The sequence below is a fragment of the Kistimonas scapharcae genome, assembly GCF_039540975.1.
GTDB classification, from domain to species: domain Bacteria; phylum Pseudomonadota; class Gammaproteobacteria; order Pseudomonadales; family Endozoicomonadaceae; genus Kistimonas; species Kistimonas scapharcae.
Genome location: NZ_BAABFL010000133.1, coordinates 1 through 17,806 on the forward strand (window position 1 = coordinate 1; position 17,806 = coordinate 17,806).

Here is a 17,806-nt window from a genome sequence, read left to right on the forward strand (position 1 = left end):
ATTCCGAGACTGGCAAATATTATCGAATACGCCTCATGCTGGCTGCCATGTGGTCTGCACAGGAGTTTTTGAGTACTTACGCCTCTGGCTATGCTTTACTTAATTACGATAACAATCTCCAGTAAGACCTCGTATCAGGGACGATAACGTATGGAATTCAAACAGATGCTCAAGATTCTGGCGAGCAAGGACGGCTCAGATCTGTATCTTTCCACTTATGCGCCGCCCTGTGCGAAATTCCAGGGCACCTTGAAGCCCCTGGCCAAGGAGCCGTTTCAATCCGGTGATATTGAAGCGATTGCCAACGACATTATGGATGAAGAGCAGCGCCAGGAGTTTGAGCGCGAGCTGGAAATGAACCTGGCGATATCCATCCCTAACTGTGGCCGATTCCGGATCAATATTTTCAAGCAACGCAATGAAATCTCCATCGTCGCCCGGAACATCAAAACCGATATCCCGAAATTCGACGACCTCAGGCTGCCCGAAGTCCTGAAAGACGTCATTATGACCAAGCGCGGGCTGATCCTGTTCGTTGGTGGTACAGGCTCGGGGAAATCGACCTCCCTTGCGGCGCTGATTGATTACCGGAACAGCAACTCCGGTGGCCATATCATCACCATTGAAGACCCGGTTGAATTTGTACACAAGCATAAGAAAAGCATCATCAACCAGCGCGAAGTGGGCGTGGATACCCGCAGCTTCCATGCCGCCCTCAAGAATACCCTGCGCCAGGCGCCGGATGTCATCCTGATCGGTGAAATCCGGGACCAGGAAACCATGGAATACGCCATGGCCTTTGCAGAAACGGGACACCTGGCAATCTCCACGCTACATGCCAACAACGCCAGCCAGGCACTGGACCGAATCATCAACTTCTTCCCGGAAGAGCGACGCAAACAGCTGCTGGGGGATCTCGGCAACAATCTCCGGGCTTTCATTTCCCAACGGCTGATTCCTACAGTAGATAAAAAACGCTGTGCAGCAATTGAGATCCTGCTCGGCACCCATACGATCAAGGAGCTGATTCAGAAAGGTGACCTGGCCTCCATCAAGGATGTCATGCTCAAATCCGAAGAGTTAGGCATGCAAACCTTTGACAGTGCACTTTTCAAACTCACCACAGAGGGAAAAATCACCGAAGAAGAAGCATTAAAAAATGCCGATTTTCCTAACAATCTCCGTCTGAAACTCAAACTGCATCACGAAAACGGCAGCAGTTCAAGCAGCGGCAGCCTGGATCTCAGCGTAGAGCCCATTAAAACAGAAGAGGACGAAAAGGAAGAGGAAGAACTCGCAGAACTTGAGGCATTGAAAAAACACAATCAGGCAGATGGTAAAAAGCCTGATTCTGAAAACTAACCTCGAACGGTGGCAGATAAGCCAACGATGCTCCTGCCAGCACCTGTTAAGTAAATTGACAATCAGCCCCCCCTAAGTCCGCATAGCGGAACTACAGCCACAAATACCAATCTATAAATCCACATGAACCACTGTAGTAAACGCTGCTATAGCGCTGAGGTATATTTTTATGGCCGCTCCCTCAACATCAACAAGTCATACCCATTACCAGACATTACCTTTGGGAGAAACAGCACACCCCACCCCATCAATCGGAAGGCGTATGTGGCGCGCTCTGTCATCTGCAATAATTTCATGCTGTCCAGAGCTCGCTGCGTACTTCAGCCGTAATACAAGTATCAAAGAGAGACGCATTCAGCATGAACGGTCAATGCAACAGGCTGATACTCCCACTGACCAACAAGCTTTAGAAGAAGAACGAAAGGTGTTTTGTGACTTCATCGACACTAGTATCCAATCAGATTCGGGGGAACAGCAAGATTTAGAGAGTGTACTGTTAATCTATCTTACCGGCAGATTACACGCTGCCGAACAAGATGGAAAAAACATCATTTTCAAAATACAACTCATTTGTATGATGGCGCAGGAGCTCCTTACAAACAAAAATATAAAACAGCCTCAGCCGCTACTTAATCTCCTCCGACTTAAATACAACGTATTTTTACTTGAACTACAGGGAATGAGCATTGACATTAGCGACAGAATTGAAAATTCAGGCATTATCCCCTGCCAAAAAGTACAAGAACTTCAAATGTCGTTTGAACATAGCATGAGATATTTCATCATGGATAATCCTGACAGTCATGATTCAATTGAATTCAACGAAAACTGTTCTATTCCGCTTTCCTGCATTCGTCATCTAAAAAGAAATATTATGAACAACAGCTATTATTTATATGATAGTAGAAATCCAGAATACACACACTTACTTCCATCATCACACACAATTGATGAAAGAAAAAATGCCATACCTGTTTTCTTTCTTCAATTTTCCTCACTACTAAACCAAAATAGAGATCTGACTTCTTTAATTTGCCAATATATTACTGAAGACATGGGTTTTTCATTAACATCAATACTTAGCAGTTTGTTACGTGTTTTATTAGGACCACAAATCCAGTTATGTGAGAGCACAATATCAATTAACACCGTCATAACCAGGGAACAGCCTGTTTCGTTGGATTCTGATGATTTTGTAGTAACGATGAAGTGTCTTGCTCATCCTGTCCTTGACAGCATTTATACCGATGCGTTCGGGAATCATGAAAATCTGAGTCAAATTCGTGAGGAATGGTCACAGACACAAATATGGGCAGAGGCATCACTTTCCTTCAGCTCCACAACACCAGATACCGTGCAGTTTGCACCATTAGAAATCCATCTGACTCTCCCCCGGTGAGGACAGAAGCATTTCCCCAGTTTGAGTCACTATCGCTAAGAGTGGCTACAAAAACCAGCAAAGAATGAGGACTAATGCATGCTTTCAAAGCCTATGCACATCAGTGAGAGCCCCTCTTATCCTACGGCTTCCGGGTATCATCAAAATGATTCTGACTCTGACCCGGAAGACGACAGTTACTCTATGCAGTTGCTACCCGCAAACTCTCTCGCCGACAGAATTTTTAGTGTTATTTGCTGTAGACGAGTACAACAGGTTACCCCGGAAACAATCCCTCTTCTGACAGAAGTCACAGAAACGTCAGTAACCCACGATGGTGACGATACTCTTCCATTCGTACTAGGTAATGATGACGATACGCTTCCGTTCGTACTAGGTAATTTTGAAAAATTTGCAACTCAACAAGAACTTTTTGCTTATGAAATTAAAAACTTATCACAACATATAGCGGGCACCTTAGCAGCTATAACAACGGACAGATATTTTTTGGAGTCTATATTTTCATATAGCAGCGATTTGCTCACCAAATACAACGGCCATATACTCAGCATGAGGCTATGCCTTATTGATGCACTTACCAGAAAACTTTATGAAATATACACTAACCCTGAAGATTATTTGACTGTGCAATATAACGCATCTCCACAAACAAACCTCATTAAAGAATCAGCGCGTATCATTAGAGACAATCATTTTGAAGCAGTCAATGCCTTGCGAAAACCTGTTTTATGTAATACATGGAAAACAGGTATCAACTCATTGACCATTGAAATAACATCGACACATACTCCCACCTCAGCAACATGTGCTACAGAGTTAGCATGCATCCATGAAAAAACAAAAAAACAATTACGAGAGAGGGCATTAATAAATGTACAACATGGAAGAAACGAATTATTAAAAAAAATAGCGATTCAGTTAAAGAGCAACATGCAGAAATACGCATACTCAATCAGAAAACAACACGACCGCAATACCACCATTGGTGCAAGCTTAAACAGCACAAGAGAATTTTCTAACATTGACATCAGAAGATTTGTATCCCGTTTACAAGCACTTTCACGACAAAACTTGAAAGCAGTCGACTTTATCCTTTGTTACCTTCTTGCAGATACAACGTATCTCATTAATGAGGCATTAACAAAAACCCTACCTCATTATTTAGGTTTTACTGTCAACATTTCACCTGGACACCAACAGACCACTTTCACCATAATGGAATCGAGCAACGACTCAAAAACGGAAAGCATCCGCTCAGAAAATTCATCTATAAGAATAGCGGTTTCTTTATTTCATCCTGACAAAGACATCGCCATTACCCCGTTCCCACAGCCATTAAATATGAAACAAATTAATCCGTCTCCTGACAGTGTCTCCCTGCGTTGTGATCTGATTGTATTAATCAACCCTCGCAAACCAGACAAGCCAAAGTTCAGTGGACTTAAAGTTCTGATGACACTAAAACAAAGAAGGCTCCATTCATCGGAACCTTCTTTTGGATTAAAACACTAAAGCTCTGATGCGAACCATCAAGAATTCAATGCAGGCTGAGGCTCAGCCGCCTTCATAGCACCACGCACTTTCAGGTGAATTTGGGTTCCGACAAAGCCCGCCACGGTACCACCAATCACCGCTACCACCAGCGCACCGATCACGTTCATCGGGTCATTGAAGGCAAACGGTGCCAGCAGGCCGGGAATCGGCGCCGCAGTACCGGGGGCATTGTTGATGATGCCGAAGTACACCGCGCCAAGGCCAGCCAATGCACCACCAAAGAAGTTGCAGGAGTAGAACTTCAGGGCGTTCGCGGTGACAATCGGCGCCTGGGTCAGCGGCTCGAGCATGATGGCTGCGACGTTACCGTTATTCCCGAGGTTCAGACGCTTGAGCACAATACCGTTGGTGAAGCTGCCACCCACACAGGCAATGGCGGCAATACCCATCGGCAGGCCGGTCAGGCCGAGGATGGCGGTCAGCGCCATGGAGCTCAGCGGTGAGGTGCAGACGATCTTGATGATGCCGCCCAGCACGATACCCATTACATAAGGTGACTGCTTGGTGGCTTCACTGATGGCAAGACCCACAACCCCCAATGTTTCATTCACCACCGGTGCAGACCACGAGGCCACCAGGTAAGCGATCGGCGCGGTAATCAGCGCACCGGCAATCACGTTAACACCTTCGGGCAGCTTGTCTTCCAAGGTTTTGGCGACGAAGAAGCAGGCATAACCGGCAATGAAGCCCGGCAGAATACCCTGACCCGCCACGGCAACTCCCGCCACGGCACCCATCACGGGGCTGGCGCCCATCCCGATGATAACAAGCATGGCAGCAGCCGGACCGCCCATGGAACCGGCGGCAAGACCGGTTTCCTTCAGGAAGGCAATACCCATGAAGTCACCGGTGATATAGGAGTGAACAGCCTCGACAAGAAAACTGGCGACCGCAGCGTTAGCCAATCCCCCCATGGCAGCGCGGCCTCTCGGCATGTAGGCACTGAACAGCGAAAACAGCGACAGCGTGATGAGCAGTAACGTGACACCCTTTAAGAGTTCCATACTCAGACCCTTTTTTGTTGAAAAAATCGGTTCGTACGTTACGTCGCAAAACCTGTTATCCACTGTTCCTGCAAACTCCCCCGGATGACAGGGGATATCTTCCCGTTTTGCGACGGCTTACAAATTCGTCAAACGCCTTTCACTCCATCCGGGCCGACGGTCGGTCTGCCCTATTCTGTCCCTTTCAGCTATTTATACGTCTATTGTCGCTTTATTGAGAAGTATTCAGCTGTTCAGGTTTCGTTGCTTTCAGTGATACGGATGGCGTCGTGCCAGACTCAGGCCTGCTGCCTCTTCAGCAGTCCGGGCGACAGCAGACGACATCCTGTCGTCTGCTGTGAACAATAATGATCAGCTCCAGTCCAGCACCACTTTGCCGGACTTGCCGCTGGCCATCACTTCAAAGGCTTCCGCGTAGTTATCCACGTGGTAGCGGTGAGTGATGATCGGTTCCATGTTCAGACCGCTCTGGATCATGCTGGTCATCTTGTACCAGGTCTCGAACATTTCACGGCCATAGATGCCCTTGATGAACAGGCCCTTAAAGATGACGTTGTTCCAGTCGATCACGGTGTCTTTGCCGGGAATACCCAGCAGAGCAACCTTGCCGCCGTTTTCCATGTTGGCCAGCATCTGGTTGAAAGCGACGCCGTTGCCAGACATTTCCAGACCAACGTCAAAACCTTCCTTCATGCCCAGCTCTTTCATGACGTCTTCCAGGGCTTCTTTGGACACGTCAACCACACGGTTGGCTGCGCCCATTTCGCGGGCCAGTGCCAGACGGTAGTCGTTCACATCAGTGATCACGACGTGGCGTGCGCCTGCATGACGGGCAATGGAAGCGGCCATGATGCCGATAGGACCGGCGCCGGTGATCAGTACGTCTTCACCCACCATGTCGAAAGACAGTGCGGTGTGAACGGCGTTACCCAGCGGATCGAAGATCGCGGCCAGGTCATCGGAAATATCATCAGGCAACGGGTAAACGTTGGCTGCAGGAATCGCCAGGTATTCCGCGAAAGCGCCCATACGGTTAACGCCCACACCGACAGTGTTCGGGCAGAGGTGATCGCGGCCGGCACGGCAGTTACGGCAGTGACCGCAAACGATGTGACCTTCACCGGAGACACGGTCGCCGATCTTCAGGCCTTTGACTTCCTTGCCGATTTCAACAATCTCACCGGCGTATTCGTGACCGACAGTCATACCCACGGGGATGGTCTTCTGCGCCCATTCGTCCCAGTTGTAAATATGGATATCGGTACCGCAGATGGCGGTCTTCTTGATCTTGATCAGGACGTCATTGTGACCGATTTCAGGAATCGGCTGCTCGTCCATCCAGATGCCTTTTTCAGCCTTGAGTTTGGCCAGCGTTTTCATGTGTGTACCTTACAACAATTACCTTGTGGGTATTCTGGCGACCATTGTGCAGTATCCGTGGAAATACAGTCTTGACCGCACCCCCTTGACCCGGACTGCACTTTTGGTGTCAGTCCCCGGACGCCGGCTTTTTGGGCCGACGCCGGTCATTCTATCGATCAGATGACGCCCAGTTCGCGGCCCACCTTGGTGAAGGCTGCGATGAGACGGTCAATGTGCTCACGGTCGTGGGCAGCGGACATCTGGGTACGGATCCGGGCCTGCCCCTGTGGTACCACGGGGAAGCAGAAACCAATCACGTAGATACCTTCTTCCAGCATCTTCTCAGCAAACTTCTGAGCCAGTGATGCATCAAACAGCATGACAGGAATGATCGCGTGATCCTTACCCGCCAAGGTGAAGCCCAGCTTTTCCATTTCAGTGCGGAAGTACTGGCTGTTGTCACGCAGCTTCTGACGCAGCTCGGCACCGTCTTCCAGCATGTCCAGTACCTTGACGGACGCGTTGGCAATCGCCGGGCACAGGGTGTTGGAGAACAGGTATGGACGAGAGCGGTTACGCAGCATCTCGATCACTTCACGGCGTGCAGAGGTATAGCCGCCGGAAGCGCCACCCAGGGCTTTGCCCAGGGTACCGGTGATGATGTCGACACGGCCCATCACATCGCAGTACTCGTGGCTGCCACGGCCGTTTTCGCCGATGAAACCAACGGCGTGGGAATCATCAACCATCACCATGGCGTTGTACTTGTCCGCCAGGTCGCACACACCTTTCAGGTTGGCAATGATGCCGTCCATAGAGAAAACGCCGTCGGTGACGATCAGCTTGTAGCGGGCCCCCGCTTCTTCCGCTTCCTTAAGGCGCGCTTCCAGTTCCGCCATGTCGTTGTTGGCGTAACGGAAACGCTTGGCCTTGCACAGGCGCACGCCGTCGATGATGCTGGCGTGGTTCAGGGCGTCACTGATGATCGCATCTTCCGGGCCCAGCAGGGTTTCGAACAGGCCGCCGTTGGCGTCAAAGCAGGAGGAGTACAGGATGGTGTCTTCCATGCCCAGGAAGTCGGAAATCCGCTTTTCCAGGGTCTTGTGGATTTCCTGGGTACCGCAGATGAAGCGTACGGACGCCATGCCGTAGCCCCACTTGTCCAGGCCTTCCTGACCGGCCTTGATCAGTTCAGGCGCATTCGCCAGACCGAGGTAGTTGTTCGCACAGAAGTTCAGCACTTCAGCGCCGGAACTCACGGTGATGTCAGCCTGCTGCTGCGAGGTGATCACACGCTCGCTCTTGTACAGACCCTGTTCTTTCATGTCGTTGAGCTGGCCTTGCAGGTGCTCGTAGAAAAATGCCTTGTTCATTCGCGTTCAGCTTATTTCTTCAGGAGTAACACAGTGGCCTGCCGGGATCACCGGCAAGCCGCATCGAGGACTATTTTGCTGCTGCATGATGTGCTGCAGCTTCCTGTTCATGGAGCTCTTTCATCGCGGCCTGGTCCTTCGCGGTCAGCTTGTCGACGATCATGGAGATCGCGCCATCACCGGCCACGTTGGAGGCAGTACTGAAGGCATCGTTGGTGATACCGAGGGTATACATGATGCCGGACATTTCCGGGGTGAAGCCCATGAAACTCTTCAGGACAGGGACAGTGGCCGCGGGCGCACCACCGGGAACACCGGGGGCTGCGATCAGGATGATGCCGAGGAAGATGACCAGCGGCAGCATCATGGCCAAGGTCGGAACTGTACCATGGAACAAGAAAAATACCGCCATGGAACCGAACGTTTGTGTCACGGCAGAACCGGTCAGATGGATGGTGGAGCACAGCGGAATGGTGAAGCCGCGGACATCCTCTGACACACCGTTCGCTTCGGCACACTTCAGGGTTACCGGAATGGTCGCAGTAGACGACTGGGTACCCAGTGCAGTGAAGTAAGACGGCAACATATTCTTGATAGCGGTGATCGGGTTACGGCCGGTCAGACTGCCTGCTGTGAAGTACAGCACCAGCAGGTAAGCAATCTGCAGCATGATAATCACGCCGATGATGCTGGCGAAGTTGACCAGGTTCTGCAGGATATTCCCCTGAGCCGACATCTTCGCGAAGATGATACCGATGTGGTAAGGCAGCAGCGGCACAATGAAACCGCCCAGAATCTTGATAACAATCTGCTTACCGTCGTCCAGGAACTTCGGCAGAGTGTCGCTCTTGATAAAGGCTGCGGCCAGGCCGATGGAGAATGCCAGCGCAATGGCGGTAATGATGCCCATGATCGGCTCGAAGGTGAAACTGGCCGGCAGGAAGGAGCCCACATTGATGGCATTGGCTTCTGCGGCGGAACCGGGCGTGACGATAGACGGAATAATGCTGGCGCCCAGCAGGTAGGCGATCAGGGAAACGCCGAAGGCGGAACCGTAGGCCAGTGCCACGGTGATCAATAATGCCTTGGAGGCTTTCACGCCCAGGTCAGCAATAGAGGGTGCGACCAGACCGACAATTAAAAGGGGTACAAAGAAACCGACATAGCGGTTGAAAATATCACTGAAGGTGGCACCGACCCGCAGGCCATAAGCCAGTACTGTGCCAAGACTGCCGCCGTCGGTAGCGGTGACGACCTGCCCGAAAAGAATACCAATGATGATTGCAATGATGACCTTCAGGAGCAAGGGCATCTGTTTCTTACCGTTTGTCATAACGACTTTCCCCCGGATGTTTCGTTGTTACTAGCGCATCAAAGTGGAACGGGTAGAACGATGGATGATCCGGAAAATCGTCAGGGGGGGAACCGAGGCATTGGTTGGTTTAAAACGCATTATCAAGTCCCAGAATCTGTGAGGGTTTGTTTCTTATTGTTCATTCATGCCTAAAAAAATCCCCCGGCACCGAAGTACCGGGGATATGCCTTAGAAGACGGTTTGGTCTTCGATCTCAGTGGCCAGCGCGGTCAGCGCTTTTTCCACCAGACCTCTTCTCAGAACCTTCTCTTCAGCTGCATCCATCTTGGGGTTGCCCAGCGGATGAGGAATCGCAACAGCAGGAACGATACGGTTAGCACCTACAGTCTGGGAGATCGGCACAACAGTGGCGATGTGGACGACAGGCATAACTTTTTCGATTTCTTTGACGAGCGTTGCACCGCAACGCGTGCAGGTTCCTCAGGTGGAGGTCAGAATGGCGGCGGAAACCCCCGCATTCTTCAGGTGCATCGCGATTTCAGCGCCGAACGCTTTGGAGTTGGAAACGGAAGTACCGTTACCGACCGTGGTGTAGAAGGTGTCGTGCAGCTTGCCGATCTTGCCTTCTTTTTCCATGTCGCGCAGTACGTCGACAGGCAGAACACGGTTGGAATCCTTGTTACAGGCAACCGGATCGTAACCACCGTGAGCGGTTTCGTGGGTTGCTTCGCACAGGCATTCCAGGCCGGCAATGCTGTAGGCGCCGTACTTGGAGGCACTGGAGGATTCGATGTGGTCAGGGTTGCCTTTCGGTACCACACCACCGGAAGTCACCAGGGCGATAGTCGCAGTGCTCAGGTCCTTGACGGCTGGCTGAGGTGCAACGCGGTCGAATACAGGCATTTCGTATTCGGTCGTGAAGGGCTGGCCTTCGATCTTGGCGATCAGCATGTCAACCGCACGCTTGGCGCCACGCTCTTCCGCGAAGAAGTTAACGCGCAGGCCGCGAGGCATGTAGCCTTCTTCTTCCGGAGAACCCAGCTTGCCTTCTTTCTCGATGTAAGCAGTGATCAGCCTGGTCATCGCAGGGATGGCGTCGCGCATGCCGGCAGCGCTGTTGGTGGTCTGCACCATGTAGGAGAAGTTCCGGTACAGTTCGTAGCCGGGGTTCTCGTTGTACATACCGGTGATCGCCGGGATGCCCAGGCCGTTAGCCACTTCACCGACCTTGCCGCAGGCCATGCCGTAACGGCCAGCGTTGAACGCAGGACCGGCAACGATCATGTCAGGCTTGATGTCTTCGAGAATTTCGCGGATGCCCATGCAGGCAACGCCTTCGTTCTCGTTGAAGTAGGAATCGCCGCAGATGATGGTCTTGACGATTTCCGCTTTGCCGCCCAGGGCAGCATTCAGCGCGGTACCGGGGCCGACGGGGCCGTCGACCAGTTCCATGGGCAGGTTGGCTGCTTCTTCGCCGCCTTTCTGACCGAAGAACTGGTTGATGTAATGAACAATCTTGATAGTCATGATCTGTTCTCTTCCTGTAATCCTTAACCTGCCATGGCAGTCAGGTTGTGGTAACCCAACTCGTTGGTAGCACCGGTGATCACCTGGATCTCGGCAGTGATGGAGCCGTCAGCGTGCAGGCTGCCGTCCCAACCACCGGCGATCATGTCGGCATAGGTGTCGTGGCCGATCAGACGATCCATGGCCGGCAGGTGAATAACCTGGTTGGCGTTACCATTGGTGACCACAGCGTCGCCCTTCGGTGTGGAGTCAGCCAGAGACTGGCTCTCACCGTTCTGGCCGGCGTATTCGTCGGTCAGCAGGACAGTCTTGATGCCGGCTTCTTCCAGCTTGCGGCAGTTCATCACCAGGTCAGCATCGGGGTTACCGAAACCTTCTTCACTGACGATGACCGCGTCCAGACCCATCTGTACCGCCAGCTTGGCGACGTAGTTGGAGGAACGCTCTTTGTCAGCCAGGGTCACGTTTTCGTTGGTCACGATCGCGCCCATGAAGTTGTACTTGGTGCCGTGGTGCTCATACAGCTCGTGGATAACCGGGCTGTTCTGGTGCACGATGCTGGGGTTCTTGTCACAGGCGGATACGCAGTTTCCGCTCATGATCGCACCGTCCATCACTTCTGTGGGGTACAGCAGTGTGGGCAGGATGGTCTTGACGTCAACACCGTACAGGTAGGTGTCGTGCATCAGGCCCTGGCTCTGCAGCATGTAGATGTAGCCGACCTTGGGCAGGTTCGGATACTGGGCAGCCTGCTCCAGCAGCGGCTTGGTTTCGTAGGTGCGGGTTTCGTCCGCAGCCGCGGTCTTCGCCAGCTGGCCAACACGGTTGGCCGTTTCGATGCCGACCTTGCGCAGGATGGCTTCGTGGTCGTACTGGTTGCAGCTGTCGTCTACTTCACAGGTGATCACCAGGTTCATGGTCTTGGAGAACGGCGTGTACTCCGCGCCAGGACCGCTCATGTCGATGATACCTTCCTGGAAGCCAACCACCTTACCGGTAGTGACGATGGCCATGCCTTTCAGCACGTGGGTACGGCCTTCACCGACCATGGACTCTTCGCCCGGGTTACGGCCGGGGAACATGGAACCCTTGCCTTCTACCTTGACGCGAGGCTCGATGACATCTTTCACCGGCATGATGCGGGTCTTTTCGCCTGGCAGGGCGATGTCCAGCTTCACTTCAGTGATGCGATGGTCGAGTTCACGGATGAAACCAGTCAGTTCTTCCTGGTTGATCTGCACCCGTCCGGAGGAAAGAGCGGTGTTCTCACCGAACGCCAGCTCCTTCACATGGATATTGCCAATCTCTAGTTTCATTACACTCTCCTGAATAGCCTGTTGATCGGGCGCCGATGGCGCCTGATCGATCAAGCGATAAACCCGGATTCCTTCAACACCTGGCGTGCCTGCTCCATGTCCCCAGTCGCCACCATGACAACAGGACCGGTGCAACCCATACCGGTGCGTGCAAAGATCTGTTTGGCCCACAGGGCGTCGCGAGCGGTTTCGATATCAAGGATATCGATGCCGTTGATATCACCGTCAGTGATCTTCTCCGGCGGCGCAGTCACGGCTTCGGTCTTCTCTACCGCAGCCTTTGGCTTCAGGCCCTGGAGTATGTCTTCCAGACCGGCTTCTTTGGCGGCCTTTAGTTCACGACGGTAGACGTCCAGCAGGTCACCCTGGGCACTGTCAGCCATCAGGCGCATGGCGCCGGCGATGACCGGTGCACCGGAGGCGCGGGAGATGATGCCCACCAGGCGGCTGGCGTCTTCACCCAGGCCAGGACCGTAGCCGTAACCCAGAGCTTCGTAGCTGCCACCGGTGTTGAAGGAAGAGAACACCTTCATCATCAGGTTGCCGGTCAGGCTGTCTGCGACCATCACGTCGGGCGCGCCCTGCAGCAGGTCGTTGCCGCGCATCAGGACACCACCGTCCGCACGGGCGGATTCGGTGAAGTTCATGCGGTAGCCGTTGTCGATCAGCTGACGCAGTGCACGTTCCACCTGTGCCGCACCTTCCACATTCAGGATGCCCACGGTGGGTTCCTGGATGCCGGTGGCCTTGGCCAGTGCGATGCCGGCGATGGCGTTCTTCACCATGGCGATATTGCGGATGGTGTCACTGGTGCCGGTGGTGGTGGCCAGAATCATCTCGCGGCCAATCGCTGGAGTGATCACCTTACCAACCGTGCTGACGCCAAGCGGGAAGCTGTAGTGCAGGGTGACGCAGGCGTCGATCTTGCCTTCGTCCAGCAGCGCTTCCATCACCTGGTGGCATTCGTGCAGATCAGAGGCCGGATGCAGTTCGAAAGGCGCTTCGGCCACGTCACCGATCAGGACCGGTTCGATATCTGCATACGTACGTGCCGCCAGTGTGGCCGCGCGCACCAGTTCCTCGGAACCGTGCTCGCTGCCGACCAGGGTCAGGCCGATACGCTTTTTGCGTCCGAAGCTGCCGCTGACCAGGCCGTCGGCCATGTCACTGAAAGCACTGGCCAGGGCTTCATTAAGATTTGCCATGACCGTCTCCTTATTGCTCACCGGCTTTTTCCAGTAGACGCTCAGCGACGTCTTTCATGGCTTCAGCCACCAGCTTGCGGGCTTCGCCGCCATCAAAGCTGCTGCCAGCAGAGATTCCGGTGTTCTTTTCAATCAGGGTAGAGATACCGTCGAACTGGTTGGTCATACGGCCCAGGAACAGGCTGCCCTTGCCCACTAGCATGAAGCTGTTGATCTCACCGTTCATGATCGCGTCGCGACCGTGCCCCAGGTAAGGAACACCAGATGGGATGTGACCCTGAGTCAGCGCGTAACCGGGGATACCGTGCTTGCCAACAAAGTTCATCAGTTCGCTGCGATCCAGCTGACCTTCTTTAACGGCCAGGGCGGCGATCATCTTGTAGTTGGCTTCCGGTACGTTACCCGCGCCGGCAGGCTTGGTGATCTCGGCGTTCTGCATTTCGGTGGAGAACTTGTCCACATCCGGAATGGTACGACCGGCGCGCTTAAGCGGCGCAGAGATCAGGCTGGTCATAACGGCCTGCGGTGCAGAACCGGTACCGATGGTGTGACGACCGATGATGTCGGTGTTCAGAATTGGGCTGACACCGTCGTTTTCGCTGATGATGGTGGCGAAACCGGCCAGTGCGTCTTCCAGAACCGGCAGACCTTTCTTGACGTGGTCACGGCCGTTCATGGCCAGTTTGGCGACAGCACCGCCAGCAACCACCATGACGTTCTTGAATACGCCGCCTTTGACCAGCGCTGCTGCGTGAATCAGGGCGTGAGCAGGCGCCGCGCAGAAACCCCGCAGGTCGCTGCCGGTTGCGCCGGTGCAGCCGACCAGTTCACCGATGGCCTTGGCAAAGTTGCCGCCGCCACGCTGGTTGATGTCACCGCAGGCTTCTTCGGAACATTCGATGATGTAATCCACCTGGGACAGGTCCATGCCCTGCTTCTTCAGGTGCAGCGCCGCCAGAACACCGGAGGCTTTCACACTCAGGTTTTCCAGGATGATGTGGGCGCTCAGGTTTTCGTCTTCGTCATGGGCACGCTTAACGCAGCCGATCAGCTCACCGTCAATGGTCAGCGGTTCAGCAATGTGCTCTTCCACCAGGGCGTGCATGTCGGTAGCAGACATCGCACACTTGTCGTCCAGCACGATGTGGCTGAGCAGCGGATGGGTACTCAGGCGCTGGTTAGCGCGCTCAATGAATTCGGGGGTCAATTTGACCAGGTCAAACACGTCAGAGTGCTTGATCAGGGCGAAGAATTCGTCCTGCGGCATGATTTCGCCGAAACGGCCCTGGCGCTCAGCACCGTCGATCTGGTTTTCATACCAGGGTGCAGTGATGCCTTCGAGGGCTTCTGGGGTGATATTACCGATAAAGCACTGGTTTGCCGGATAGGCGACAACGTCTTCAAAAGGACGCTGGTGCTTTTTCAGTGAAGACAGGTATTCCTGGTCATTCGACTTACGGGCAAATACCTGGGTAGACCCGAAAGGAATAAAATCCGGGGTATGAGCAAGTACGTAACTTGCGCCTTTAATAACGGGGTAGTCCACGGCACGAACTCCATCTGGTCAGCCGCAAAGGAAACAAACCAATGTTCCCGTTGGATCTATGTCTGATTACCGCGGCAATTAGAGGAGCTGTACTGCAGCTTATTTATATCGCCGAAATAATCGCCGGATACTGGTCTGGCAAATCACTGCCCACCGGCAGTCCTGCCATCACACATCTACCCCATCCGTTACACTGAACCGATGCCCCTGGGGACACCGGGTTCGAACACCGTCGTCTGCCTGGATCAACACAGGCTGGTCCCGGACAGACGACAGACGCACAAACCTTACGGTTCAGTGCAACATCCGGGTGAATGGTTAGCCGAGAAACTTACAGAATTTCTCGCGGTACTCCCTGACCTCACCGGTGATTTCATCAACCGGCATAACCATTTCCATCATTCCAACCTGCTCTTCGTAAACATCAGGATCCACTTCATCCTTGATCTCTGCGTCTACGATATGGTGTACACGAAGTCCCAACGGGACTCCGGCCAACGGACCTGCAAAAGTCGGGTCGCCGCTAGTTACGGTTTCAGCTGCCAGGCCGGAAGCTTCGGCCTCAGCGCCGCCGAGAACAACAACGATGTTCTCAGGGCCGTACTTTTCGGACAATTCCTTGACCCGCTTTTGATTTTCAAGATCCATTGCGCCTGCGCTAGTTCAGACGAAACACTCGGTGGTGCTGAATACAACCTCGGCACCTGCGGTCTTGACGCATTCTTCAATGGCAGGACCTGGGACGCCGTCGCGATCACCGAGTATTACGACTTTCTTGTCTTTCAGCATGGCTTTCTGACCTGAAAAATCGCAATAAAGCGAACTCGAAAAATCAATCCCCTGTAAAGGAGATCACCTTACAAAATGCTGTCATCGAATGAATCGAATCCAGCGTCGGAATAACAGTCTTTCAATCATTCATTAATAACGGCAACGATGATGTAAATTCTGTTATGCCTGTTTTAAAAATTTCAACAATGAAACTTTTAAAATTCCTTACTCAATTAAACGTATTGTTTAATTGCGTCTTCAATCTGCTGGGCGTCCAGTTCTTCACCGGACAGGTGCTCCTGCTTTTCACCGTCTTTGTAGAAGACCATGGAAGGCAGACCCATGACACCCTGGCCCATGGCAACACGACGGTTGCCAGCAATGTTCAGCTTGGTGAACTTGACCTTGTCACCGTATTTTTCGGACAGGGCAACCACATCGGGCATCAGCTCCATGCAGCGACCGCAGCTTTCACCCCAGAAGTCGACCATGACGATGCCCTGGTGCTGCTTCACTTCCTGTTCGAAATTGTCTTTGCCTACTTCGATCATCTCACTCACCTCAAACGAGCTTTTCAAGCTGGTCCGCTGCGGGGGCTTCGAGACGGCTCGCCGGCTCACCCTGACTGAAGCGGATCACTGTGGGAATCTGGCTGACTTCGTAGCGGTCAGCGATGTTGCGGCTCTTGTAGGTGTCCATGGTCACCAGGCGCAGGCCCTTGTCAGCTGCCAGCGCTTCCAGGTGAGGCATCAGTTCCAGACTCTTCGGATCAACCGGGCTCCAGAACGCCACCAAAACATCCTTCTCGGCATCCAGCACGGATTCGCTCCAGTGCTCTTCTTCCTGGACATAACGGTCTGCTGCGACTGCCGCTACCGCACCGTCACCTGCTGCGGTAACCACCTGGCGCAGGAACTTGTCGCAGACGTCACCGGCCGCGAAGACACCCGGCATGGAGGTTTCCTGCTTGTCGTCAACGACGATGTAACCGCCCTTGCTCAGCTCAATGGTGTCTTTCAGGAAGTCAGTCATCGGCACGGTGCCAACGAACATGAAGACGCCGTCGCAGGCTTCATCAGTGATTTCACCGGTCTTCAGGTTCTTGATCTTGACGCCGTTAACCAGCTCGTCACCGCAGATTTCGTCAACGCAGGAGTTCCAGATAAAGGAGATCTTGTCGTTGGCGAATGCCTGCTCCTGTGCAGTACGGTCAGCATCCAGGACACCTTCGTCGTGCAGTACGACCATGCGGACACTGTTAACGAACTTGGTAAGGAAAACGGATTCTTCTACCGCGGTATTTCCGCTGCCGACGACGATGATATCCAGATCTTCATAGAAGTCTGCGTCGCAGGTAGCACAGTAGGAAACGCCCTTGGCGGTGAATTCTCTTTCGCCCTTAATGCCCAGAACGCGTGGGTTGGCGCCGGTGCCGATGATGACGCTCTTGGCCATCAGGGTCTGACCGTCGCGGGTGGTGACGCGCTTGTGGAAGCCGTCACTGTCGAGCGCAAGGCCAGTCACTTGTGCACGCTGGAATTCAACACCAAACTTGTCACAGTGGGCCCGGAACATGTTCATCAGGCCAGGACCGGTGGATTCAACAATGCCCGGATAGTTTTCCAGCTCTGAGGTTTTGGCACACTGGCCACCGGTATTGCTGCTGGATTCCAATACCAGCGTCTTCATTTTACCGCGTGCACAATACACACCAGCAGACAAGCCGCCAGCGCCGCCACCAATAATGATGACGTCATAAACTTCTGACATTGTTGCGCTCCGATCCGTTAAACACGTGGTACAGGCTGGAACGCCTGATACGTACTTACACTTACGTAGCGAAGGCGCTATTTAGCCCGAAACCATCAGTTCCGACTTGCTGCGTATGGTGCTACTCCGAACGTCCGTATGTATTGATCTATAACAATATCTGTACCGATCACTGAAAGCGGTGGGGAATATGCACGACATATGATGCCTATTAGGTTTTTATGGTTAATATCGCTAGATTTCTTCAAAAAAGAAGGAATACTTTCTACAACACTCTATTTATTAGCATCAGAAAGGATTAA

At 53.0% G+C, this 17,806-nt stretch carries 14 protein-coding genes; 3 read left to right on the forward strand and 11 right to left on the reverse strand.

Annotation, left to right across the window (positions count from 1 at the left end; all coding sequences use genetic code 11):
• The first annotated feature begins 150 nt into the window (after positions 1-150).
• The 3 genes from ABD892_RS09110 to ABD892_RS09120 all read left to right on the forward strand — a co-directional run bounded on the left by ABD892_RS09110 (position 151) and on the right by ABD892_RS09120 (position 4,273).
• A complete protein-coding gene (locus ABD892_RS09110) occupies positions 151-1,362 on the forward strand; it encodes a PilT/PilU family type 4a pilus ATPase (protein ID WP_345195235.1) in 1,212 nt (403 codons plus the stop codon).
• Between the two features lie 370 nt (positions 1,363-1,732).
• Positions 1,733-2,761: a hypothetical protein gene (locus ABD892_RS09115; RefSeq protein ID WP_345195237.1), complete on the forward strand. Its 1,029-nt coding sequence runs from the start codon at positions 1,733-1,735 to the stop codon at positions 2,759-2,761.
• A gap of 78 nt (positions 2,762-2,839) precedes the next feature.
• Positions 2,840-4,273 carry a hypothetical protein gene (locus tag ABD892_RS09120; protein ID WP_345195238.1) on the forward strand — a complete coding sequence of 478 codons (1,434 nt, stop codon included), beginning with the start codon at positions 2,840-2,842 and terminating at the stop codon, positions 4,271-4,273.
• A 17-nt stretch (positions 4,274-4,290) separates the two neighbouring features.
• On the opposite strand, the gene ABD892_RS09125 is transcribed toward ABD892_RS09120, so the two are convergent.
• The 11 genes from ABD892_RS09125 to ABD892_RS09175 form a co-directional block, all read right to left on the reverse strand.
• Positions 4,291-5,319, reverse strand: a complete 1,029-nt coding sequence (locus ABD892_RS09125) for a PTS sugar transporter subunit IIC (protein ID WP_345195240.1) — start codon at positions 5,317-5,319, stop codon at positions 4,291-4,293.
• Between the two features lie 351 nt (positions 5,320-5,670).
• Positions 5,671-6,699, reverse strand: coding sequence for an L-threonine 3-dehydrogenase (tdh, locus tag ABD892_RS09130; RefSeq protein ID WP_345195241.1), 1,029 nt, complete (start codon positions 6,697-6,699; stop codon positions 5,671-5,673).
• A gap of 158 nt (positions 6,700-6,857) precedes the next feature.
• A complete protein-coding gene (locus ABD892_RS09135) occupies positions 6,858-8,054 on the reverse strand; it encodes a glycine C-acetyltransferase (protein WP_345195242.1) in 1,197 nt (398 codons plus the stop codon).
• A gap of 70 nt (positions 8,055-8,124) precedes the next feature.
• On the reverse strand, positions 8,125-9,387 hold the full coding sequence (locus tag ABD892_RS09140; protein ID WP_345195243.1) for a cation:dicarboxylate symporter family transporter: 1,263 nt from the start codon (positions 9,385-9,387) through the stop codon (positions 8,125-8,127).
• A gap of 210 nt (positions 9,388-9,597) precedes the next feature.
• Positions 9,598-10,896: a glycine reductase complex selenoprotein B gene (grdB, locus tag ABD892_RS09145; protein WP_345195245.1), complete on the reverse strand. Its 1,299-nt coding sequence runs from the start codon at positions 10,894-10,896 to the stop codon at positions 9,598-9,600.
• Positions 10,897-10,919: 23 nt separating this feature from the next.
• Complete coding sequence (locus ABD892_RS09150) at positions 10,920-12,212, reverse strand: glycine/sarcosine/betaine reductase component B subunit (protein ID WP_345195246.1); 1,293 nt, start codon at positions 12,210-12,212, stop codon at positions 10,920-10,922.
• Between the two features lie 50 nt (positions 12,213-12,262).
• The gene (grdD, locus tag ABD892_RS09155; RefSeq protein ID WP_345195248.1) at positions 12,263-13,417 is read right to left on the reverse strand and encodes a glycine/sarcosine/betaine reductase complex component C subunit alpha; all 1,155 of its coding nucleotides are present in this window, start codon (positions 13,415-13,417) and stop codon (positions 12,263-12,265) included.
• A 10-nt stretch (positions 13,418-13,427) separates the two neighbouring features.
• Entirely contained in the window at positions 13,428-14,963 is a 1,536-nt protein-coding gene (gene grdC / locus ABD892_RS09160) for a glycine/sarcosine/betaine reductase complex component C subunit beta (protein WP_345195249.1), read from the reverse strand.
• Between the two features lie 318 nt (positions 14,964-15,281).
• Complete coding sequence (gene grdA / locus ABD892_RS09165; protein ID WP_345195250.1) at positions 15,282-15,752, reverse strand: glycine/sarcosine/betaine reductase complex selenoprotein A; 471 nt, start codon at positions 15,750-15,752, stop codon at positions 15,282-15,284.
• Positions 15,753-15,967: 215 nt separating this feature from the next.
• A complete protein-coding gene (gene trxA, locus ABD892_RS09170; protein ID WP_345195251.1) occupies positions 15,968-16,285 on the reverse strand; it encodes a thioredoxin TrxA in 318 nt (105 codons plus the stop codon).
• A gap of 10 nt (positions 16,286-16,295) precedes the next feature.
• Complete coding sequence (locus tag ABD892_RS09175) at positions 16,296-17,504, reverse strand: FAD-dependent oxidoreductase (RefSeq protein WP_345195253.1); 1,209 nt, start codon at positions 17,502-17,504, stop codon at positions 16,296-16,298.
• Positions 17,505-17,806: the final 302 nt, after the last annotated feature.